Here is a 22377-nt window from a genome sequence, read left to right as displayed (position 1 = left end):
ATGGTTGTTGGAGACATTGCAACTGGAACTGATGTCGTCGTGATCGGCGGCGGGCCGGCCGGCTACACGGCCGCCATTCGGGCCGCACAGCACGATCTCGACGTGACACTCATTGAAAAGAATGCGTACGGCGGCACCTGTTTGAATCACGGGTGCATTCCGTCGAAGGCGTTGTTACACGCCACTGATATCGCCCAGCAGGCGACCAACGCCGAGCAGTTCGGCGTGTCGTTCGACGAGCCGGAGTTCGATCTGCCGACCATGATCGACTGGAAGAACGATGTGGTTGGGCAGCTCACCGGCGGCGTCGAGAAGCTCTGTAAAGCAAACGGCGTCAATCTGATGGAGGGTCGCGCCGAGTTCGCCGACGAGAATACCGTGCGGGTCATTCACGAGGGGGCCGGACAGGGTGGTGAGACCGTTGAGTTCGAGCACGCCATCGTCGCGACCGGGAGTCGGCCGATTGAGGTTCCAGGCTTCGAGTTCGACGGCGAGCTGGTTCTCTCCTCGCGGGGGGCACTCGCCCTTGAGACGATTCCGGACGAGTTGCTCGTTGTGGGTGCCGGTTACATCGGCATGGAGCTCTCGACGGTGTTCGCCAGGCTCGGCACGGACGTGACCGTCGTCGAGATGCTGGACGATGTCCTCCCGGCCTACGAAGACGACATTTCGCGTGTCGTCAAGGGTCGTGCAGAGTCGCTCGGGATCGAGTTCAACTTCGGCGAGGCCGCAAGCGAGTGGACAGAAGACGGCGACGGCATCGTTGTCACGACCGAGACCGAAGACGGCGAGACCACCGAGTACGCCGCTGACAAAACGCTCGTTGCCGTCGGTCGCGAGCCCGTCACCGACACGATGAATCTCGAAGCAGCCGGTCTTTCGACGGACGAGGACGGCTTTTTACAGACCGACGAACAGCTGCGCACCGACATCGATGGCATCTTCGCCGTTGGCGATGTGGCCGGCGAGCCGATGTTGGCCCATGAGGGAATGCACGCTGGAGAGATCGCGGCCGACGTGATCGCCGGCGAGCCCGCGGCGTTCGACAACCGGGCAGTCCCGGCGGCGGTGTTCACCGAGCCGGAGATCGCCACCGTTGGCCTGACCGAGCGTGAGGCCGCAGATGACGGATTCGAGCCGATTGTCGGCAAGATGCCGATGCAGGCAAGCGGCCGTGCACTGACGATGGAGGAATCCGACGGCTTCGTACGGATCGTTGCCGACGAGGAGAGCGGCTTCGTGCTCGGCGGACAGATTGTCGGTCCAGAGGCCTCCGAGATGATCGCCGAGGTTGCGCTGGCCGTCGAAATGGGCGCAACGCTTGAGGATCTCACCAGCACGATTCACACCCATCCCACGCTCTCAGAAGCCGTGATGGAGGCCGCCGCCAACGCGCTGGGCGAGGCAATCCACACGCTGAATCGGTAACTGAGGCAGCTGTTCTGCGGCGGTCTTCCTGGCGGTGGAGTACGTGGGAAGCGGTATTGGTTGTAGTGACAATCTACGGAATTGATTATTGTTGGATAATCAATATTTCGATCGGATTTAGGGGTTTGAATTAGTAAAAAGTCGTCAGTGAGTAGTAGTTAGCGCTCAATCCAGTAGATTACCGACGAGTTTCCAACAGCTATAAGTCAGCCTGCAAAAGACACCCCTCCATGATTGTCGATGCGTTGAAATATCCATTCAGGGGCGACGACAGGGCACGGACGTTTGGCATTGGGAGCGCCCTCATGATACTCACCGTTCTGCTGGTCCAGGTGGGGCGATCACTCCCATCAGCGATATTTCTCCTCGCATTCGTGGTCATACTCACCCTGCTGGCGACTGTGTTCGGCTATCTCGTCCGCTGCATGAGCCAGGCCCAGGGAGCCACCTGTGATCCGCCCGCCTTTGCGCAGCCGAAACGGTTGTTGATCCAGGGCGCGAGTGCAATCGCCATTGCCCTGGCGTATTTCCTGGTCCCGTTCGTACTGATCCTGCTCGAAGTGGTGCTATCGGGCGGCGCTGTAACGGGACTCACTGTGGGGATGACGTTGCTCACGTACCTGCTGCTGTTGATTGAGATCTTCTTGCTGCCCGTCGCGGTCACGAACTACGCAATAACCGATGATATCCGAGCGGCGTTCGACTTCAAAACCATCGCGAGTGGTGTCGCCACGGGAACGTACGTGGTCTCATTCCTGATTGCATTCGTCTGTACGATTCTCATGCAAATAATGGAGTTTGTCCGCGGCGTCATCCACATCAACTTTGGCGGCATGGGCGTGCTGTTTCTCGTGTTTACGCTCATCACCACTCCGATCGCATTCTATCTATACATGGTGAACGCACGCGTGCTCAGCCGCGGCTGTGCAAACGCACTCTCGCCATCAAATCCCGAAGAGCCATCGGATGAAACACCAGCCGGCGACGGTGTGGCTGGTAACTAGTAACGAGGCGTTCAACGAATGAGCACACCGCCAAATCTCCAGAAACTGTTCCGAAATCCAGCATCGTTTTTCGCCGAGCTCGATGAGGAGCCAGCACGAAACTGGCCGATGATCATCATAGGGGGACTCGCCCTGTGCTACGTTTTCGGCAACTATCTCTCGGTTCGATATTTCTTCGATGGGCCAATACTGGTGGGTACTCTGTTCGGCACCGCATTCGCACCGCTCATCATCCTCGGCTGGTTCGCGATCGGATTCGTCGTGATCAGCCGTCTCCAGGACAACGAGGGGTCGTCTCGTCGTATCTGGACGATAACCGCCTACGGACTGCTTCCGGCGTGGATCGGCGGACTGCTCACAATCGTCGCAGCACTCCTTGCGACGCCACCAACCACCACCGGAACAGAGACGCTAGTCGAATTCCAACAGCTCACCACCAGCTACTACGATCAACCGGTGCTCCGTATCGCCGGACTCGCAAACTCAGCGACCTTTCTCGTGAGTGGATATCTCTGGATCGCCGGCCTCCAGTGGGCGAACGACTGCTCGCGACGAGACGCGACAATAGCCGTGGTGGTGATGCTCGGGCTCTCCGGGCTCTATCAGCTTTCTACCGGCCAGCTACTCTGATCGGTCGAGCCGTCTGCTGCCGGCTCCGACGTGCTTTTTGGTGGCGAGTCACTTGCCGTGGTAATGGACGCCATCACACTCGGACCGGCCGGCACCTACTCCCACCGGGCGACGCGTTCGATCGCCGACGAGATTGAATTCACTGAATCAGTGACAGAAATCGTCAGACGTGTCGAATCTGGAGCCACCGACCGGGGCGTGATCCCGATCGAAAACTCGATCGAGGGATCGGTGACCGAATCGCTCGACGCGCTGGCAACCCACGAGGTGGCCATCGTTCGAGAGATCGTCACGCCAATTCGACACGCCCTGATCGCACAGGGGCCATCGTTCGAGACGATCGAAAGCCACGCCCAGGCGCTTGCCCAGTGTCGGGCCCATCTCGCCGCGGAGTATCCCAGCGCAGAGCTCGTCCCCGTCTCCTCAACCGCCCAGGGCGTCGAACGCGCTCGAAGCGATCCAACGGCAGCCGCAATTGCCCACCCCGACAACGCCGGTGCGGAGCTGACGGTGCTCGCCGAAGGAATCCAGGACCGCTCCTCGAACGCCACGCGATTCGTGGTGTTGGCCCCGGAGATCGAACGGACCGACGCGGGCGGGAAAACGTCACTGATCGTCGCACCGGACACCGACCACCCGGGACTGTTGCTCGAACTGCTCGAACCATTCGCAGAGCGAGACATCAATCTCTCCAGAATCGAATCCCGACCAACCGGCGACCGGCTTGGTGATTATCTGTTCCACATCGACATCGACACCGGCCTGTACGAACAACGAACCCAGAACGCCATTGCAGAGATCGAAACCGAGGTCGGTGCTGGAAGTATCCAACGACTGGGATCGTACGACACCGAACACGTCGTGGAGTGATTGTGGGACAAAGTCGTTCGAACCACCGGATGGGTGCTAGATTTAACCCCGAAGAGAACGTATCCCTCAGCTATGACATCGCGAAATCCCTTCGAAGAGATCGAGCGCATGTTCGAACAGATGGACAAAGGCCTCCGCTCGTTCGACACGAATCTCACCCAGGGTGTACCGCTCGACCTCCTCGATGAGGGAGATCGTTTCGTCATCACAGCCGACCTGCCAGGCTACGACAAAGACGACATCGAGGTGCGACTGTCGGGGAAAACCCTCCGAATCGAAGCAGAGCGAACCGCCGAAACCGAAGACGAGGAGGGCGAATACGTTCGGCGCGAGCGATCGCACGAATCCATAAGTCGTACTGTCCGACTCCCCGAGGGCGTCGTCGAAAACGAAACGGACGCGACCTACACGAACGGCGTGCTCACGGTTGCACTCTCGAAAGAGACCAGCCAGGACGGCGGCCAGTCGATCCCAATCGAGTGATCGCCCGACAGCGAGCGTACGTCACAACGAATTGTATACTTCTTTAGGCGGGCCGCCCATTCGTAGCGCCATGACCGAGTACGAGCCGGATACCATCGAGTCGCGCTGGCGAGAGCGCTGGAACGAAACCGGTCAGTTCGAGGCAGAACCAGACGGCGACACCACGTTCGTAACGGTGCCGTATCCGTATCCGAACGGTGGAATGCACGTTGGTCACGTGCGAACGTACACCGTCCCCGACGTGTTCGCTCGATACCGGCGGTTACAGGGCGAAAACGTCCTGTTTCCCATCGGCTGGCACGTCACTGGAACGCCGATCGTTGGTGCCGTAGAGCGGCTCAACAACGACGACACGGAACAGCGCGAGATCTTGACCGACACGTTTGACGTTCCCGAAGCGACGCTCGAAGATCTCGATTCGCCGATGGCGTTTGCCCAGTACTTCATCGACACCCACTACAAAGCGAACATGGAAGCGCTCGGGCTTTCGATCGACTGGCGACGAACGTTCACCACGACGGACGAGCGCTATCAGCGATTTATCACCTGGCAGTACGAGACGCTCAACGATCGCGGACTGCTCGAACGAGGCCTCCACCCGGTGAGCTACTGTATCGAGCAAGACACCCCCGTTACAACACACGACATCCTCGTTGGCGACGACGTGGAGTCCCAGGAGTACACGCTACTCAAATTCGAAACGGACGATGCCATCGTTCCAATGGCAACGCTTCGTCCGGAGACGATCCACGGCGTCACGAACGCGTTTGTCAACCCCGACGGACGCTACGTCCGAGCAACAGTCGATGGCGACACCTGGATTGTCGCCGCCGACGCCGTCGTCAAACTCGAACACCAGACACACGATGTCGAAATCGAAGCGCAAATCGAGGGCGAAGCACTTGTCGGCGAGACGGTGACAAATCCGGTGACGGGAGCACAGATGCCGATTCTTCCGGCATCATTCGTCGATACAGCGAACGCGACGGGTGTCGTCATGAGCGTGCCAGCACACAGTCCTGACGACTGGCTGGCGCTCAAAACACTCGAAAATGAGCCCGAGCGCCTCGAGCCATACGATATTGACCCCGAAATCGTCGCCGAGATCGAACCGACTGCAATCGCAGACGTTGAAGGGTACGGGGAACTGCCGGCTCGCGATGCGGTCGAATTCCGTGCTATCGACTCGGTCGAGGACCCAGAGCTCGAGACGATCACACAGGAGCTCTACAGCGCCGAGTTCCACAATGGCCGGCTGCGAGCAATGTACGACGACTACGAGGGTGAACTGATCGGAGAGGTTCGCACGGCGTTCCGTGACGACCTCGTTGCGGATGGGGTCGCCACCACGATGTTCGACTTTCCGGAACCCGTGATCTCACGGGCAGGCGGAAAAGTAATCATCGCTGAACAGGAAACCTGGTTCCTGCGATACAACGACCAGGACTGGACCGAGAAAGCGTACGACGCACTCGATGGACTACAGACGATCCCACCGTCCACGGCCGACCAGTTCGACCACGCGATCGACTGGCTCGAAGCGTGGCCCTGCATCCGCAACTACGGCCTTGGGACGCCGTTGCCGATGGATGAAGAGTTCATCATCGAGCCGTTGTCGGATTCGACGCTGTATATGGCCTACTACACCATCGCACACCGACTCGAAGATCTCCCCATCGAGAAGCTCACACACGAGTTTTTCGACGCCGTGTTTTTCGGCCCGGGTGCGGTTGACGATCCGGACGACACTGCTCGCTCATTGCACGAGGAGTTCGACGCGTGGTATCCCGTCGATGTCAGGTGTTCCGGCGGCGATCTCGTCCCGAATCATCTCACCTTCTATCTCTATCACCACGCGGAGCTCTTCGAGAAACCGTACTGGCCAGAGACCGTCACCAGCATGGGAATGGGATTGCTCGATGGATCGGCAATGTCCTCATCGAAGGGCCACGTCGTGCTTGCCGGCACCGCAATTGAGGAGTATGGCGCGGATACGGTGCGGTTTTTCCTCCTGAACAACGCCGAACCGTGGCAAGATTTCGACTGGCGCGACGAGCGCGTCGAAGACACACACCGACAACTCAAGCGATTCTACGACCGTGCCCAATCGGTGATCGATTCGGAAATTCCTGACGAGCGCCCGGAACTCGAACAAATCGATAAATGGCTCCTCTCGAAGCTCCAGCACACCGTCCAGCACGTGACTGATGCGCTCGAAGCGTTCGAGACCCGGACGGCCAGCCAGGAGTGTTTCTACCGCTTTGAAGACACGCTCCGATGGTATCGACGACGGACCGAGACGGACCGACCAGGCGCACGATGGACGCTTGCGACAGTTTTAGAGACACGACTCAAACTGCTCGCACCATTCATCCCGCATCTGGCCAACGACTGTTACGAAGCACTCACAGACGAACCAGTCACCAACTGGCCAGTCGCCGACACTGACGCCATTGATAGGGGTATTGAACTCGAGGAATCGCTCGTTGATGCGCTCACCGACGACATCACGGCAATTCAGGAGGTGATCGAAAAAGACCCTGAAGAGATTTCAGTTTACGTTCGGGCACCGTGGAAACGCGAGGTGTTCGACGTGTTCGTCGAGGCGGGACCCGATCACAGCGACGTGATGGACGTGGCGATGGATCAGGAGAATCTAAAATCTCACGCAGAACAGGTCAATGACCTCGTTTCCGAACTGGTTGATCGCTATCGGGGAACCGACGAGGGGACGCTTGAGCGCTTAGAAGCAATCGATGAGGCGTCGGTGTATTCGAGAGCAATCGACTTTCTCGAGGACACCTTCGACGCCGACGTGACCGTCGCACAAGAAGCTGACGTCGAAGCAAGCGAACAGGAGTACGCCAGCGACGCGACGCCGTTTAGACCAGCCGTTCGGATCGAGTAGGCCGTCGGAGATCCTTTTATTCGCGGGGGCACGTAGTTATGTGTATGGCTGTGACAACCGATGATGCCGGCGAAGAGCCAACAGAGAGTGTGACGGAACTCCACCTCGGTCGTCCGGATCTCGAGATGGACGCGATCGGCTGGCTGTTGTTTATCGTCCTCGGCGTGCTTCTCATTCCACTGTTGCCGTTTATGATCATTCTCTGGCTCATCGATCGGATCGGGCCCTCAAGTGACTAATAGCGAGGGCGTCGCTCACCGAACGGATTCCATCGACTCATCGCGGCGTTCGAGCGTCGTTCCAAGCGACTCACGAAGGTGACCGATGACAGAAGAACACACACCCCAGACAGCGAGCCAGAGGAGCCCCATTCCATCACCAGCGGTGAGCGATTGAATTATGTCGACACCCATCACGTCGATCAGTAGTAAAAACGGCCCGAGACAAAGCAAACCACAGATGATCGAAACCGTATCCGGAATCGATTCGCGGAGGGCGCGAACTATCGGAGAGACCATATCGTCCAATTGGAACGACCAAAACAAATACCTATTGGACAGCAACTACCGGGATCAGTCGGTCGACTGATCGACCAGATCGAACGGCGTTCCGTTGTCTGCACTGCTTGCCGCTTCGTACACCACGTGTGCGGTGGCAACGTCCTGGATTGCGAGCCCGGTGCTGTCGAAGACAGAGATCGAGGTGTCTGCGGTGCGTCCCGGAACCGCACCGACGACGATCTCTCCGATTTCTGCGTGGATATCGTCGTCGGTGAGGGTCCCTTCACTCCACGGCACGTTGATCTCGCCCGAATGGGTGGTCTGCTCGCGGTCGTCGATGACGATCGTTGCCTCCGTGAGGATCTCGTCTGAGAGCTCGTGTTTGTCCGGCGCGTCGGCACCGATCGCATTCACATGAGTGTGCTCGGCCAGCATCGAGCGCTCTACGATCGGATCAGTGACGGGCGTCACGGTCGAGAGCACGTCACACGCTGCTGCGTCACCGATCGAGCCGGTCGTGACCTCGAAATCGTCCTCGTAGCGAGCCACGAATCGGGCCAGTCGGTCGTCGTCGAGATCGCTCACGACAACCTTCTCGATCGGTCGGATCTGTGCGATCGCTTCGAGTTGAGTGTATGACTGGACGCCAGCACCCACAATCCCCAGCGAGGTTGCACCCTCAATGGCCAGGTGGTCTGTCGCAACGGCTGCTGCCGCACCGGTGCGCAGTCGGGTCAACGTCGTCCCGTCCATGATCGCGAGCGGGAACGCGGTTTCTGGATCCGAGTAGATCATCGTCCCCATCACGGTCGGAAGATCGTAATCGCGCGCGTTATCCGGATGAACGTTCACCCATTTGATTCCCGCCGCATCCCACGTCTCTGCCTCGAGATACGCCGGCATCGAGCGGAAATCACCGTTGTACTGCTCGAGTTGGATGTAAGACTTGGCTGGCATCTGGGCGTCGCCGCGCTCATACGCAGCGAACGCGTCCGAAACGGCCTCGATCACGGCAGGCATCTGGGCATTCGCCGCGACGGCGTCGTGGTTTAACAGCAGCGTCTGCATACTGGCAACTTTTGCGCCAGCCTACTAAATTGGCGCGAAACGACAGGCGTCCAGCGCGGGACGTCGCAATAAATCAGTAGATTCAATTGGTTACTATTTGCCATCTACTACATGGACTGTCGAGCCCCGCTCATACTCGTCGCTGTCCTGGTTCTCGCCGGCTGTTCGGGTGGACCGTTTCAGGGTTCGGCCGATAGTCCGACCGTCACACCGGCACAGATCCCAAACAGCTACATCGCCCCTGGTGTCACCGAGCGTGGCATCGAAAACGCCTCCACACTGTTTCGCGCCCACCAGCAGGCACTGAACGGATCAACAGTGCGAATGCAGTTTCGATCGAACCACACGTATACGAACGGCAGTGTAAAAACGCAGTACATCGGTTCGAACTGGTTCTCTATCTCCGGAGGGCCGTGGTCTGCGACCCGTACGCAACGAATACCGGGGAAGGGGACACTACATAACTCCGTTTGGTTTCAGGAATCGAAGCAGCTACACCGTGTCACATTTCCAAATGGGACCGTTCGATACCCCAATCGGAAAATCGACGGTCGCCACCGCTTCCAACAGGTCAGCGGACTCGGTGAGCCACTTTCGAACACTAGTTCCCAGCAGGTAGCATCGGTGGAAACGAAAAATGACACGGCGATCTATCGGATCACCGGCTCGTTCGTTCCTGCCGACAATAACGTTCCAGAAGCGACACACCGCACACCGAACAGATCGTTTGCACTGACCATCACGAAAGCGGGTATCATCCGTAACATTACGATGCAAACCGAGCGGACGGAACGCTATGACAGATCTATCAACATGAGCATCACATATCGCTTTGAAACTGGGGTAGAGCTCCCATCGAAACCCGACTGGGTAGCGATGGCAAAAGAACACAGTACGAATCGGACGACGCCATGACGAGATCGAAGCCGCTCATTGCCGTGAGTATGCTCGTCGTGGTGCTTCTCGCCGGTTGTAGTGGCTTTACGCCAACCGGCGACGACATCAGGGTAACCCCCGCGCCAGTACCAGAGGAGGGGCCAGCAAACCAGATCGCTCCAGGAGTGACAAACGAGACGATCGTCGATGGCAACCAGCTCGTCCACGCACACCGATCCGTTCTCAATGAGAGCCCCGTGCGGATCACACATCACACGAAATACGCGTTCGAGAACGAGACCACCCCCCAAAGACAGAACACATCAACCGTGTTCTCTGCGAATGGATCGATCGGCTACAGCAAAACGGGGCTAGTAGAAAATAAAAGCCTAGAGCAGTGGATCGAAGACGGCCGGAGTCTTCAAAAGCGAGCGCACGCAAACGGCAGCGTCGAATTTCACGAACGGCCCGCCATGGAACGCCAGCGGTTCCGAATGATCGGAACGCTGAATAAGACGCTCTCACGAACGGGTAACGAAACGATCAAGCCGATCGATGAATCGTCGAACCGGACGCTCTATCGAATCAACGCCACTATTATGTATGCCACAGAGGAGAACAACGTCTCCGGGGAGACCCAATCAGCGACGATTCAGTGTGTAATCGACGACCGCGGATTCATCCGGAACGCAACGGTTCGAAATCCGGAGCTGGGATCCACTGGCATTTACACCGCGACAATTACCTACGAGCGCGCAGACACACCACCAACACAGCCAGAGTGGGTACCAGACGCACGCGAGCAGATCGATAACCGAACGGACGAATAAGCCATTCTGTGTCGCTCGTACGTGCGGTGCCATGTGTTCTGCTGGTGGTTATAGCCGGGAGGATGCGCTTGCCTGGGCAGTGATTCGAACGCAGAACCATCAGTGACGCCGGCGGTTCCATCGCCCATCCAGGAGTATCCACCAGGACTGTACGAGAGCGACATCGGAATTCTGGCCTGTTGTTCAACGTAAATGCAGACGCTGCCCAGAACCGAACGACGAAGTTCACAAGCAACGCCCAGACCGTTCTGGCGAAGGGCGTGGTCTACGACGAGCGAACGAAACGGTCGTGTTCGGTGGAAAAGCTGGTCTCCAGGGCAGCCGATATCTTCCGCACAAAAGCGCAACGACACGGTCGACAGATGGGCCATCCCGAGCGGAACAATGTACCGGCGAGTACAGAAGAACAGTTCGACGGCATATTACCAGGACCGATGGTGAGATACGTCACACCGGCAGGCGCTATGATCAAGGAGCCTCACGATTCGAAAACGACGTTCGAGTGAGAAACTGAACGGGCTGGATAGCTCGCCGAGCTTACATCGCGCCGCCCATGCCACCCATACCGCCCATGCCGCCCATACCGCCGGGGGCACCGCCTGGGCCGCCGTCCTCTTCGCCCTCGGTGGAGAGATCTCCGGCCGAAATGATGTCGTCAATCTTCAAGACGAGATTTGCTGCCTCAGAAGCGCTTGAAAGCGCCTGCTCTTTGGCGTGGGCTGGCTCAACGACGCCTGCCTCGAACGTGTCCTCAATGGACCCGCCAAACACATTGAGTCCGGCGTGTTCGTCGCCGTTCTCGTGGGCCGAGCGGAGATCAACCAGCGTGTCGATCGAGTCGATGCCGGCGTTCTCGGCGAGCACACGCGGAATGAGCTCAATCGAGTCGGCGTACGCCTCGACTGCGAGCTGTTCGCGACCGGAAACGGAGTCGGCAAAGTCACGCAGACGGCGGGCAACCTCAACCTCGATTGCGCCACCACCAGCGAGCACGCGACCATCAGCAACGGTCTGGGCGACCACGTCAAGTGCGTCGGTGAGCCCACGCTCGAGTTCATCAGCAACGTGCTCGGTGGAGCCACGGAGCAACAGCGTCACGCCGTGAGCCTGCTCGTCGGTCCCCTCGACGTAGAACAGCTCTTCGTCGTCGTCGCGGGTGATCGAGGCAGTACCGAGATCCTCGCCAGTGGCCGACCCGAGGCTCGAAACGATCCGCGCGCCGGTCAGCTCTTTCAGGAAGCCGATGTCGGATTTTTTGACCCGGCGAGCAGCGAGTACGCCTTCCTTGGCGAGATAATGCTGTGCGAGATCATCGATTCCTTTCTGGCAGAACACGACATCCGCGCCGGTGTCGACGATCTGCTGGACCTTCTCTTTGAGCTGGGCCTCTTCCTGGTCGAGGAACTGCTGGATCTGGTCCGGACTGTCGACGCTGAGCTGCGTGTCAACATCGGCTTCTTCGACTTCGATCGGCTCGTCGACGAGCAACAGCGATGCGTCCGAAAAGTCAGTCGGCATATCCGGATGCACCGGATCCTTGCTCACGATGGCACCCTCAAGGAGCTCGGATTCGCTCGCCGAGCTACCCGTCTGGGTCTCGAGGTTCACGTAGTCCAGATCAACCACGTGCTCGCCCTCGTCGTTCTCAACTGTCACCGCTCGAACGGCATCGACGATGAGCTGGCTCAACAGCTCCTTGTTGAGCTCTGCGCCCTTGCCCGTCATCGAGGTTTCTGCGACCTTACGAAGCAGCTGCTCGTCATCAGGTTCGACTTCCGTTGCGATCGAATCTACCTCATTGCGGGCCTGTTCGCTTGCCATGTGGAAACCGCGAATCACGGCCGTCGGGTGAATGTCGCGCTCGAGGAGATCCTCGGCAGCTTTCAGAAGCTCACCCGCGATCGCGACCGCCGTCGTCGTGCCGTCACCAGCCTCGTCCTCCTGGGTCTCGGCGACTTCGATGATCATCTCGGCGGTCGGATTGTCGATGTCCATCTCCTGCAGAATGGTCACACCGTCGTTGGTGACGGTTACATCCCCCATCGAGGAGACGAGCATCTTGTCCATACCCTTCGGTCCGAGCGAGGACCGAACGGCCTCTGCTACCGCTCTCGCGGCGGCAATGTTGTGCGACTGTGCATCGCGATCTTTCACCCGCTGGGCATCGTCTCCGAGGATGACCATGGGCTGGCCCATCTGCTGACTCATAATCACTCAACCGTTGTTTGCGATTCTATATAAGTTTGTATGGTCTGCGAAGGGATGCGAAATTGTACCATATGAAGAACAACAAACATAAATCGCCAGCAATGAGCCACTTCCCCGGTAATCCTCGTGCGTTGATCACACGCAAGGACACACGTCACGGTATTCATCGCTTGGGGTTAAAACCGTGCTGGCAAAAACTACGAGTTGTGACGCCGGGACAGGGATTTGAACCCTGGATCCCAGAGGGAACACGCTTTCCAGGCGTGCGCCTTACCACTCGGCCATCCCGGCTCAGGTGAATGTAGTTTTACCGGCCGTTAAGCCTTTTCGTTCTCAGTGGCGTCGTCGTTCGATTCGGACTGTTCTGAGAGTCGCTTCTTGAGGAGCTCTGTGGTGACTGCCGAGCCATCATTTCTGTATCGACGATAGAGTTCTGACGCCCAGCCAACGGCCTGGATCGAATCATTCGTAACGACCGCGCTAAGTCCGTTTTCAGCGTACAACGCCATCATCACGACGGGATTCTCATCGGCAACCGGTTCAAAGATCGTGAGTCCAAACGGGGGAATCGTCGGCCGGTGATACAGTTCGAACCGATCGCGTTTGACCGCTTCGAGCAGCCACTCGGCATAAGTATCGAGCAGACCATCGAACAGTTCCGGCGTGATCAGAAATTCGAACTCCAGGTCGTGGAGCATTACTCGCTCGTAACTCGTGGTGACGTACTGATCGTGAATGACGGGAGTGAACCCATACGTTTGTTCTGCCTCGGTCAACAGCGTGAGGATCGTCCGTGTCGGTTTTTCGGGCATGTGTGGGTCCGGAAGGACCACATCACCGCCTCTAAACATTACCAGTTCGCCGAACTTGCCGGTTGGTATCGGAGTCTGCATCGATTGTGCCTCCGCAATCGATTCGACCGTCGCAGTGTACGACCGCTGGAGTCGATGGAGAAGACCGCCAAACGCTGTGAGTCGAAATCCTTCGGTGGTTCGTTCGACGAGTTCGACCCGTTCGAGTTCGGCTACTCCTCGATCGATCGTTGACCAAGAGACCCCAGTTGCAGAGCAGAGTTCGGGCTTCGTCAGTGCTTGCCCACAGAGATGTGGAAGCCACTCCTGACGCTTGCTTAGAATTTCGACGACATCTGCAGGAGTTGGCATACCAGGGATCTTCGACCATACCACAAAAAATTTACTGGTCCGTTCGAAGAGCAATCAGTCAGGAGTACCATTTCCACCGCTCATTAGAACCAATCGACGAACAGACCCTCGATTAACGTCGTTTTTTGCCGGTTAATGTACTCGGTTTGCATCTCCCAGACGGCCTCAACGAACGGTGCGCCATCATCGAGCGCTTCGCGAACACGTTCGTGTTTCCAGCGCGCCGGTGAGAGTCGTCGTTCGAACCGCTGTCTGAGCGGCGTGACGTACCGATCAATTTCGCGTTTGTCGAGTCCGCGAAGGGAGAGCCCATCGCGCGCGTAGTCGAAGAGTTCATCATAGATTCTGTCCGTATCAGTCGTCTCGACGCCATCGGCGGTGAGCCAATGGAAATCACCCTGGAGGCCGTTGCGAGCTGCCGAATAGAAGTTCGCCTCGGCTTTTTGCCAGTCGAGCCTGGTGACAGGATGTTCTCGTTTCGTGAGGCTTTCGAGCAGACCGGCGTACGTTGCCTGGAGACAGATTGCATCACGGACGGTCGGCTGGCCCGGCAGCGGTCGGAACTCGATCCGAGCGTTCGCGTGTGATCTGGTCGGGCCGTCGAACACTGGACGGACCCACCGCCAGTAGGTCCCATGTTTGTGTCTGAAGTGAGCGAACTGATCGTCGAATCGGTCGCCGTTCTCGAACAGCATTGGGACGACGGTCCGATCGATTGCAATCCGTTCAATCGCCTCCTCGACCGTCTCTAAGTCCTCTGGAAAGCAGACTTTCGGCTGTTCGGGCGGGTTCAAGATTGATTCGAACACCAGAATTCTGTTTTCCAGCCAGCCGTCGTTCATGATCGTTTCCGTCGATACGTCGTCATTGTACAGTTCTGGCGGGAAAAACGGCGAATTGACTCCGAGTGCGAGCAACAGTCCGGCAATACGGATCGCATACTGGAAATACGAGGGCAAATCAGGAGCGTGTGACACCTGATAGTGTGGCTGAATCGAGGTGATCAGGCTTTCAGGCATCACCGTGTCGGCCTCGAGATCGACGTGGGGCGCAGACAGTGAGAGGTCAGCGCCGAAATCGACGTTCGCCATTGCGTGATAGCGCTCGGCCCCGCTCATGTTGGTGGCGATTGTGATACCGTCGTCGTCGACGCTGCCGGTCAGATACGACGAGGCGCTTTCACCAACCGGCGGCACCGTCCAGAGCCCATCGCTGACGAGTCTGATACCGGATGAGTTCGATTCTCTGAGCGCCGCGTCGAGTCTGGCCTGGACTTCGGCCTCCTGGGCCGCCAGCCCGTACGTCGAGAGGGGCTGTGGGGTGGTCTGCATCTCGGCGTTGTGTAATCCGAGTTCTTTCTCGAAACCAATGTATTCGAGCAATCGTCGGGGAACGCGCTGGAGGGCGTCGGTCTCCTCATCAACGCCGTAAAACTCGTACTCCAGCCCCACGATTCCCTGTGGATTGTCGAAGACACCGTCCCGGACCGCCTCCTGTAACCACTCGGTTTCGCGTTCAACTCTGGTTCTGAACTCCTCGTGATCCACCGTGAGCAGGTCAGCCACACGCTCTGCAAGATCCGGTGCGGACATACAATTACCATGTCACCAGGGTTTTTCAACTATACGGTAGCTATAGTTCGTTTATATCCAACCAGAGTTGAGAGTATTATCCAAGAGCCACCACCAGCACGTAGAGACCGTCCGGTCTGTGATTGACCGCTGAAGAATAGTCCCACCAGGATTCGAACCTGGGTCTCGGCCCCCAGAAGGCGGAAGGATTGGCCACTACCCCATGGGACTGTGATGTATTCTGGTCTATTCGGTACACCGTCTTAATTGTTGTGAACCCTCCCTGGCAACCGGATCGCCACGTATTAGTTCGGATATCTGGGAGTCACGAGCATGTACGTTGGTCGCTTCATCGTTGCTGGACCTGGTATTGGTGCGTATCGCGTTTCCTCACGGTCGTTTCCCCACCGGAAGATCGTCGACCGAGACGGCGTACTCACCGTAACCGAAACCGAGGACGCACCTCCAACCGACAACCCATACATCGCGTACAACTGCGTACGAACGCCAAACGGGCAGGCCGTGCTGGCAAACGGCTCGCACGCTGACCCTATTTCCGAAAAGATAGACCGAGGGTATCCCGTCCGCGATGCGCTCATCGAAGCATTACACGCACTGGATTACGAAAAGGACGACTACAATACGCCCCGGATCGCGGCCGTCGTTGGGTCACAGACAGCGTACGTCGGGACTGTCCGACACGACGCATTACTCGTCAAAGAGATCGATGAACCAACGATCGTGGCAACCTACGAAATAGAGGCTCCACAGCCGGATTCGCTGGATGCAACAACCCCAATCGACGCCGCTAGAGCGGTGTACGATCGCTCATTCGAACACGCAGTGTGTGCAGCTGGTGTTAGCGTCGATGAGAAAGGAATCGAGACTGCAATCCACAACGGCTGATCAACCGAACTTGCCCGTGATGTAATCTTCGACCCGCTGGTGTTCGGGGTTCTCGAAGATTTTCTGCGTGTCGTCGAACTCAACGAGTTTCCCGCCCGTGAGAAACACGGCCGTCTTATCAGAGATCCTGGCGGCCTGTTGCATGTTGTGCGTGACGATCACGACCGTGTACTCCTCGGCAAGTTCGGCGATGAGATCCTCAATCTGTGAGGTCGCTACCGGATCGAGTGCGCTCGCGGGCTCGTCCATCAACAACACCTCTGGATCCGGTGCGATCGCCCGCGCAATACAGAGTCGCTGTTGTTGACCACCGGAGAGCTCCAATCCCGACTCGTGGAGGCGGTCCGACACCTCATCCCAGAGTGCAGCCTCGCGCAGCGCATCTTCGACGATCGCGTCGTAATCGCCGTCGATGCCCTGCATCTCCAGCCCGTAAGTCACGTTGTCGTAGATGCTCTTGGGAAATGGATTGGGCTTTTGGAACACCATGCCGACGCGACGGCGAAGCGCAACCGGATCGACATCCTCGTCGTACACGTTCTTCCCGGCGAGTTTGAGCGTTCCATCGACGCGTGCGTCGTCAATCAAATCGTTCATCCGATTGATACAGCGCAAGAACGTGGATTTCCCACAGCCAGACGGGCCAATGATAGCCGTGACGTTGTGTTCGGGCACCGCCATTGAGATGTCTTCTAACGCCCGGTCGTCATCGTACCAGACGTTGACGTCTTCGGCCTCGATGATCGTTTCACCAGTCGGTGGTGATTCAAAGCCCGCCGAGTGCGTTTTGAGTTCGTCCTCCGAGTCGTCAGTCATCGTCGCTGAGTCGGTTGTGGCGTTCGGTTCGGTCTCCGCTTCACTGTGTCCGTCAGTCATTGTTGCCTTGCCTCATACTTGTTGCGTACGATTATTGCGATCGAGTTGATCACCAGCAGTACCACGATCATCACGACCACGCCGGCCGCCAGCACCCCGTGGCGGAACGCGGGGTCGGGTTCGAACGCCCAGGAGTACACCTGAAGCGGGAGTGCAGTTGCCTTATCCAGCAGCCCACCAGGTGGCGAGGACGAGTAACTGGCCGCAAGCACCATGATCAACGGTGCCGTCTCGCCGACGGCACGCCCAACTGCGAGAATTGTTCCCGTCAGAATGCCCGGGATCGAACGCGGTAACACCACGTGCTTGACGGTTTGCCAGCGGGTAGCGCCCATGCCAAACGAGGCCTGTCGGAGCGAATCCGGCACCGAGCGAATCGCCTCTTGCGAGGAGATGATTACGATCGGCAGGATTAACAGCGATATCGCCAATCCGCCGACGAGTACTGACCCGGTCGGCATACCACTCAAAGTAATCGTCCGGCCGAACAGCGATATCGTCTCGCCGCTCATGCCACCGAGATTGATGAACAGCCCAAGCCCAAGCAGTCCGTAGACGACCGAGGGAACGCCAGCGAGATTCGAGATGTTCAGCTGGATCAGACGGGTGAATCCGTTGTCTGGGGCATACTCTTCGAGATACACCGCCGCCCCCACACCCAGCGGGAACGCTGTCGCGATCACAACGACCATCAACAACAACGAGCCCACGAGCGCGGGGTTCAGACCGGCCGATTCGGCGTATCGTGTCGGCGCGTCCTGTAAGAACTGTAAGTCAACCCACGAGTTTGGGCCACTGATCGACAGTGCCCAGATTGCGAGCCGACCGAGTCCAGCACCAATGAGCACGGTTGCCGGAAATGCGAACTGCAGGCGATCGTCCGGACGATCGCGCCACTGGGTATACCAGTACCACGCTGCCGGGACGAGAACGGTTACCACCAGCACGAGCGCCACGTAGGTGTAAACCACCGTCTGGAACAGTACCGACAGGCTGGCTATGGCTACCAGACCGGTGGCCGCCAGCCCTGCGTTGAATGATTCTCGCTTTCGAATCTGATGGCCAACCAGCAGGGCGACCGGCAACGCAAGCGTGAGCAGATACGTCAGGTAGTAGTTCGGTATCGAGTATACCTTGAGCTGGATGTACGCCGGAAGCCCCATCACCAGTGGTCCGAGTACGCCCGTGGTTGAAACGTCCACAAGTGGGAGCCCAAAGAGGGACACACCCCCGAATATGAGTGTGAGCCCAGCTCGTAGCCGTCCGCTTGTGCCAGCCACACTGGAAAGCAACCAGATCGCAAGGGGAACGGCAATACCGACAGCCCAGGCGAACCAGACGTTGAACGGGAGGACTTCGAACAGCAAAAACAGCGCCCCAGCCCCAAACAGCCCTCCAATCGGGACGAACAGCGCCTCAATCCCACCCACGAGGAGCTCGTGACGACGCAGCACCCAGCCAACGAGCAGCGTCGGCAACACGAGCGTACAGAGATAGACCAGATACCAGCTCGGATCCGCGCTGAACGGTGCGAACGCATCGACGGCCACGTTCGCGAGCAACAGGCCAAGCGACGCGAGCGCAGAGAGCGTGGCAACCAACAGCACGTATCGGAACACGATACCACGGGTTCGGCTCACCGTTGCGGTGTTGTCTGCGTGGTCGGTGGCCATTATCGATACACCTCCCTGTATCGACTCGAAATGAGCTCACTCACGACGTTCATCGCCAGCGTGACGACAAACAGCGTGAGTCCGAGCGCGAACATGGCGTGATAGGCCGCCCCCTGCGCCGAAATGTCGCCCGTTGCGAGCTGGATCATCTGTGCCGTGATCGGCGAATTGGGACTGAAATACGCCACTGGATTCAGCGGATTCATCACCGTCGATTGACTGCCGGCTGCGATTGCCACGGCCATCGTCTCGCCGATCGCCCTCGAAAGCGCCAGAATGTACGACGATGCGATTCCTGAAATCGCTGAAGGGACGACAACGGTCGTCGAAACGTCAAACTTCGTTGCCCCGAGACCATAGCCAGCCTGCCGAAGCGAATCCGGCACCGCATTCATCGCGTCTTCGCTGATCGAGGTGACCATCGGAATGATCATGATTCCAACCACGATGCACGCAGACACCATGTTGAACGTTCCAACGCCCAGCGGAACCAGCTGGTCCAACAGCGGCGTGATATACACCAGTGCGAAAAATCCGTAGACGACAGTTGGAACCCCGGCCAGAATCTCGAGTGCCGGTTTGAGAAACGACCGCATTCGATCGCTCGCGTATTCGCTGAGGTAGATTGCCGCCGCGAGCCCAAGTGGGAGTGCAATGATCGCCGACCCGAGCATGAGCATGACCGTCGCAGAGAGCGGCGCGAGCAAGCCAAACTGCTGGGGTTCACTCCCCGGAGTCCATTTCCCCTCAAGTAGATACGACGAGAGCGAAACGGTGTCTCCAGGAGCCATCCCGAGTGCGACGCCGGTCGAACGGAAGAACTTGAGCGCACCCAGAACGAGTACCACGACGATACCGATCGTGACGACGATCGATATCGCCGCACAGGCGAAGAAAAACCAGCGCGCAAGCCGTTCACGGGGCGATTTTGCCGTCCGCGTCGTCAAATCAGACGTGATAGATGACATCGTTCGACGCCTCCTCAGGGCCCCGTGGATTCCATCGCGCTGTTCAGTTTCTCGAGCATTTCGTTTTTGGTGGTCTCAGAGTTGGGAACGTACCCAACCTGATCGGTGACGACCCCTTGATTGGTGCTCTGTTCTACAAAGAATCGGGCGAAAGCAGCCACTTGCGACTCCGACAGCGACTCTTTTGCGACGTAGGTGAACAGCGGACGCGATAGTGGTGTGTACGAACCGTCTTTTGCGGTCTCGATCGACGGTTTGACACATCCATCACCATCATCAATGGCAAGCGCCTTGATCCGATCTTTCGAGGACTGATAGTAGGCAAATCCCATATAACCGATCGCGTACTTGTTCCCCTCTACCCCCTGGACGATGATGTTGTCCTTTTCCGTTGCGGAGTAATCGTCAGTCTGAGACCCTTCTTCTCCAACGATCACATCGGTGAAATAATCGAACGTTCCCGAGGTATCGGCCGCCCCGTACCGTTTGATCGGTTCGTTTGGCCACTCAGGACGAACATCACTCCAGTGTGTCGCCCCGTTTGGTTCCCAGATCTGTTTCAACTCGGCTACTGTCACGCACTCAACCCAGTCGGCATCCGTGTTGACGATCACTGTCAACGCGTCCGTCGCAATGCGGAGTTCAAGCGGAGTGACACCGTTGTTCTCACACTGTGTCCGTTCTTCTTGCTTGATCGGACGGCTCGCGTTGTTGAAATCGGTTTTTCCCTGGCTGAAAAAGTTCTTGAATCCACCACCCGTTCCGGTGGAACTCAGTGAAACGTCCACATCCGGGTGTTCGGAATTAAACTGAATAGAAACGGCCTCTGAGAGCGGATACACCGTCGAACTCCCCGCAATATCGACGTTCCCCGAGAGTTTTCCAGGCCCATCGGAACCATCACCGGGCTCTTTGAGTTTCGGATTTGCCGTACACCCCGCAAGCGCCCCGACGCCCGCCACCCCTGTTGTAGCGACGAACTGTCGACGTGTTACGCCGTAACCATGAAGCCTCTCGGCTGGCATTACCGGAGAATTGCCGATTAGCTCGTATGAGACTTGCGGAAATAGTATGTAGAATCTCCATCTCTATATATTCTCATCCGTATTCATCCATCGACAACAATTGACATACGGAGTAAACTGTCGGTTCTTTGGAAAATGTGGTCGAACAGAACGATACAGCCGGATCGAAGATCAGTGTGTGAACTCGTTTTGTACGATTTCGAGTGCTTCTTCGCGGTCGTCCCAGTCGATAAACAGCGCAACACTCGTTGCACTCGTGATGATGTCGTGAACGTTGATGTGGGCGGTAGCGAGCGGCTGGACGATTTCGCTGATGACACCGGGTTGATTCGGCAGTTCGCCGCCAGTGACACGAATCACGGCGATATCCGTCTCAACGGTGATCGATGAGAGCCGATCATCAGTGACGACAACATCGTGTAACAAGGTTTCGACACGCTCTGTGAGATCCTCATCCACGTAGAATGTCACCGAATCCATGCCGCTTGCGACGGCATCGATGTTGATCTCCTGTTCGGCAAGTGCTCCTGAAAGCTGTGATAAGACGCCTTCCTGATTTCGAACGGATCGGCCGGCAAGCGTGATACACGCCAGCGATTCGTCTCTGAGATCGATCAGGTTCTCGAACTCGCCTTCGATCGTCGTCCCACCAGAGAGGAGATCACCGTGCTGGTAGTGAACGACACGAACGCCGAACTCCTCGGTCTTATATCCCAGCGCGCTGGGGGCGATTACCTCGGCACCGCGGAACGAGAGGTTCCGCAGTTCGTCGACAGTGATCTGCCCAACGTTTCGCGCACCCTCAACCACGTGTGGATCGCCGGTCATCACACCCTCAACGTCCGTGACGATGACGACCTCATCTGCGTCCATATAATTGCCCAGCATGACGGCGGTCGAATCGCTACCGCCACGGCCGAGCGTCGTTGTGTTTCCGGCGTGGTCCTGTGCGAGAAAGCCAGTGATGATCTGAACGTCGCTGTCGAGTCTATCAGCGAGTACCTTCGCGCGCGCTTTCGTTTCCTCGACATCGACCTCACCCCACGCGTTGGTGATTATCGGCCACTCTTCGTCACCAGGCTCTAAAAACGTGGCATCGATGCCACGGGCAGAAAGTGCTGCCTTGAGCATTCTGACGCTCGTCCGTTCGCCCATGCTGACGATTTCGGCTCGATCGGCTTCGTCGGCGTCAAACGTGATCGAATCCAACAGATGGTCGGTAGTCGAACCCATCGCGCTTGCGACCACCGCGATTTCGTGGCCCTGCTCAACGACGGCCGCGATAGAATCTGCCGCTCGATTCACTCGATTCCCGTTGCCGAGGCTCGTCCCCCCGAATTTGGATACAACACGCATTACTCAACTCCCCCCTGCACATTCGTGTAGCTCA

At 57.8% G+C, this 22377-nt stretch carries 21 protein-coding genes and 2 tRNA genes; 11 read left to right on the top strand and 12 right to left on the bottom strand.

What is annotated here, in order from left to right; all coding sequences use genetic code 11:
* The 7 genes from lpdA to JXQ78_RS09330 all read left to right on the top strand — a co-directional run bounded on the left by lpdA (position 1) and on the right by JXQ78_RS09330 (position 7562).
* Positions 1–1428: a dihydrolipoyl dehydrogenase gene (lpdA, locus tag JXQ78_RS09360; RefSeq protein WP_330630501.1), complete on the top strand. Its 1428-nt coding sequence runs from the start codon at positions 1–3 to the stop codon at positions 1426–1428.
* A gap of 230 nt (positions 1429–1658) precedes the next feature.
* On the top strand, positions 1659–2432 hold the full coding sequence (locus JXQ78_RS09355) for a DUF4013 domain-containing protein (protein ID WP_330630500.1): 774 nt from the start codon (positions 1659–1661) through the stop codon (positions 2430–2432).
* A gap of 18 nt (positions 2433–2450) precedes the next feature.
* Entirely contained in the window at positions 2451–3062 is a 612-nt protein-coding gene (locus JXQ78_RS09350; protein WP_330630499.1) for a Yip1 family protein, read from the top strand.
* A 63-nt stretch (positions 3063–3125) separates the two neighbouring features.
* Positions 3126–3932: a prephenate dehydratase gene (gene pheA, locus JXQ78_RS09345; RefSeq protein WP_330630498.1), complete on the top strand. Its 807-nt coding sequence runs from the start codon at positions 3126–3128 to the stop codon at positions 3930–3932.
* 72 nt (positions 3933–4004) lie between these two features.
* Positions 4005–4415: an Hsp20/alpha crystallin family protein gene (locus tag JXQ78_RS09340; protein ID WP_330630497.1), complete on the top strand. Its 411-nt coding sequence runs from the start codon at positions 4005–4007 to the stop codon at positions 4413–4415.
* 70 nt (positions 4416–4485) lie between these two features.
* Positions 4486–7323, top strand: a complete 2838-nt coding sequence (gene leuS / locus JXQ78_RS09335) for a leucine--tRNA ligase (RefSeq protein WP_330630496.1) — start codon at positions 4486–4488, stop codon at positions 7321–7323.
* Positions 7324–7367: 44 nt separating this feature from the next.
* Positions 7368–7562 (top strand): DUF7535 family protein, encoded by a 195-nt coding sequence (locus JXQ78_RS09330; RefSeq protein WP_330630495.1) that lies wholly within the window; start codon positions 7368–7370, stop codon positions 7560–7562.
* 15 nt (positions 7563–7577) lie between these two features.
* Here JXQ78_RS09330 and JXQ78_RS09325 read toward each other — a convergent pair whose 3' ends face one another.
* The gene (locus JXQ78_RS09325; protein WP_330630494.1) at positions 7578–7841 is read right to left on the bottom strand and encodes a hypothetical protein; all 264 of its coding nucleotides are present in this window, start codon (positions 7839–7841) and stop codon (positions 7578–7580) included.
* 54 nt (positions 7842–7895) lie between these two features.
* Positions 7896–8891, bottom strand: a complete 996-nt coding sequence (locus JXQ78_RS09320) for an ornithine cyclodeaminase family protein (protein ID WP_330630493.1) — start codon at positions 8889–8891, stop codon at positions 7896–7898.
* Between the two features lie 111 nt (positions 8892–9002).
* Here JXQ78_RS09320 and JXQ78_RS09315 point away from each other — a divergent pair, with 111 nt between their 5' ends.
* The 3 genes from JXQ78_RS09315 (at position 9003) to JXQ78_RS09305 (ending at position 11103) form a co-directional block, all read left to right on the top strand.
* On the top strand, positions 9003–9806 hold the full coding sequence (locus JXQ78_RS09315; protein ID WP_330630492.1) for a hypothetical protein: 804 nt from the start codon (positions 9003–9005) through the stop codon (positions 9804–9806).
* Positions 9803–10597 carry a hypothetical protein gene (locus JXQ78_RS09310; RefSeq protein WP_330630491.1) on the top strand — a complete coding sequence of 265 codons (795 nt, stop codon included), beginning with the start codon at positions 9803–9805 and terminating at the stop codon, positions 10595–10597. Before JXQ78_RS09315 ends, JXQ78_RS09310 begins: the two co-directional genes overlap by 4 nt.
* Positions 10598–10776: 179 nt before the next feature.
* Positions 10777–11103 (top strand): hypothetical protein, encoded by a 327-nt coding sequence (locus JXQ78_RS09305; protein ID WP_330630490.1) that lies wholly within the window; start codon positions 10777–10779, stop codon positions 11101–11103.
* 31 nt (positions 11104–11134) lie between these two features.
* On the opposite strand, the gene thsB is transcribed toward JXQ78_RS09305, so the two are convergent.
* From thsB to JXQ78_RS09280, 5 genes are all read right to left on the bottom strand, one after another.
* Entirely contained in the window at positions 11135–12805 is a 1671-nt protein-coding gene (thsB, locus tag JXQ78_RS09300; protein ID WP_407934016.1) for a thermosome subunit beta, read from the bottom strand.
* Positions 12806–13015: 210 nt separating this feature from the next.
* Positions 13016–13096, bottom strand: a tRNA-Ser gene (locus tag JXQ78_RS09295).
* Between the two features lie 26 nt (positions 13097–13122).
* Positions 13123–13968, bottom strand: coding sequence for a helix-turn-helix transcriptional regulator (locus tag JXQ78_RS09290; protein ID WP_330630489.1), 846 nt, complete (start codon positions 13966–13968; stop codon positions 13123–13125).
* Positions 13969–14051: 83 nt separating this feature from the next.
* Positions 14052–15560 carry a hypothetical protein gene (locus JXQ78_RS09285; RefSeq protein WP_330630488.1) on the bottom strand — a complete coding sequence of 503 codons (1509 nt, stop codon included), beginning with the start codon at positions 15558–15560 and terminating at the stop codon, positions 14052–14054.
* Positions 15561–15697: 137 nt separating this feature from the next.
* Positions 15698–15770: transfer RNA gene (locus JXQ78_RS09280), tRNA-Gln, on the bottom strand.
* 102 nt (positions 15771–15872) lie between these two features.
* Between JXQ78_RS09280 and JXQ78_RS09275 the strand changes: the two genes are divergently transcribed.
* Positions 15873–16445: an IMP cyclohydrolase gene (locus JXQ78_RS09275; RefSeq protein ID WP_330630487.1), complete on the top strand. Its 573-nt coding sequence runs from the start codon at positions 15873–15875 to the stop codon at positions 16443–16445.
* Here the strand turns inward: JXQ78_RS09275 and pstB are convergent, their stop codons facing one another.
* The 5 genes from pstB to JXQ78_RS09250 all read right to left on the bottom strand — a co-directional run bounded on the left by pstB (position 16446) and on the right by JXQ78_RS09250 (position 22343).
* Positions 16446–17321, bottom strand: a complete 876-nt coding sequence (gene pstB, locus JXQ78_RS09270) for a phosphate ABC transporter ATP-binding protein PstB (RefSeq protein WP_407934015.1) — start codon at positions 17319–17321, stop codon at positions 16446–16448.
* On the bottom strand, positions 17318–18994 hold the full coding sequence (gene pstA / locus JXQ78_RS09265) for a phosphate ABC transporter permease PstA (protein ID WP_330630486.1): 1677 nt from the start codon (positions 18992–18994) through the stop codon (positions 17318–17320). Before pstA ends, pstB begins: the two co-directional genes overlap by 4 nt.
* Positions 18994–19962: a phosphate ABC transporter permease subunit PstC gene (gene pstC / locus JXQ78_RS09260; RefSeq protein WP_330630485.1), complete on the bottom strand. Its 969-nt coding sequence runs from the start codon at positions 19960–19962 to the stop codon at positions 18994–18996. The genes pstA and pstC overlap by 1 nt, the downstream gene beginning before the upstream one ends.
* Before the next feature lie 14 nt (positions 19963–19976).
* Positions 19977–20987, bottom strand: a complete 1011-nt coding sequence (locus JXQ78_RS09255) for a PstS family phosphate ABC transporter substrate-binding protein (protein WP_330630484.1) — start codon at positions 20985–20987, stop codon at positions 19977–19979.
* Positions 20988–21158: 171 nt separating this feature from the next.
* A complete protein-coding gene (locus JXQ78_RS09250; protein ID WP_330630483.1) occupies positions 21159–22343 on the bottom strand; it encodes an aspartate kinase in 1185 nt (394 codons plus the stop codon).
* Positions 22344–22377 lie beyond the last annotated feature (34 nt).

The organism is Halocatena halophila (assembly GCA_027563145.1).
Classification (GTDB): domain Archaea; phylum Halobacteriota; class Halobacteria; order Halobacteriales; family Haloarculaceae; genus Halocatena; species Halocatena halophila.
This window is presented reverse-complemented; position numbering and strand designations above follow the sequence as displayed.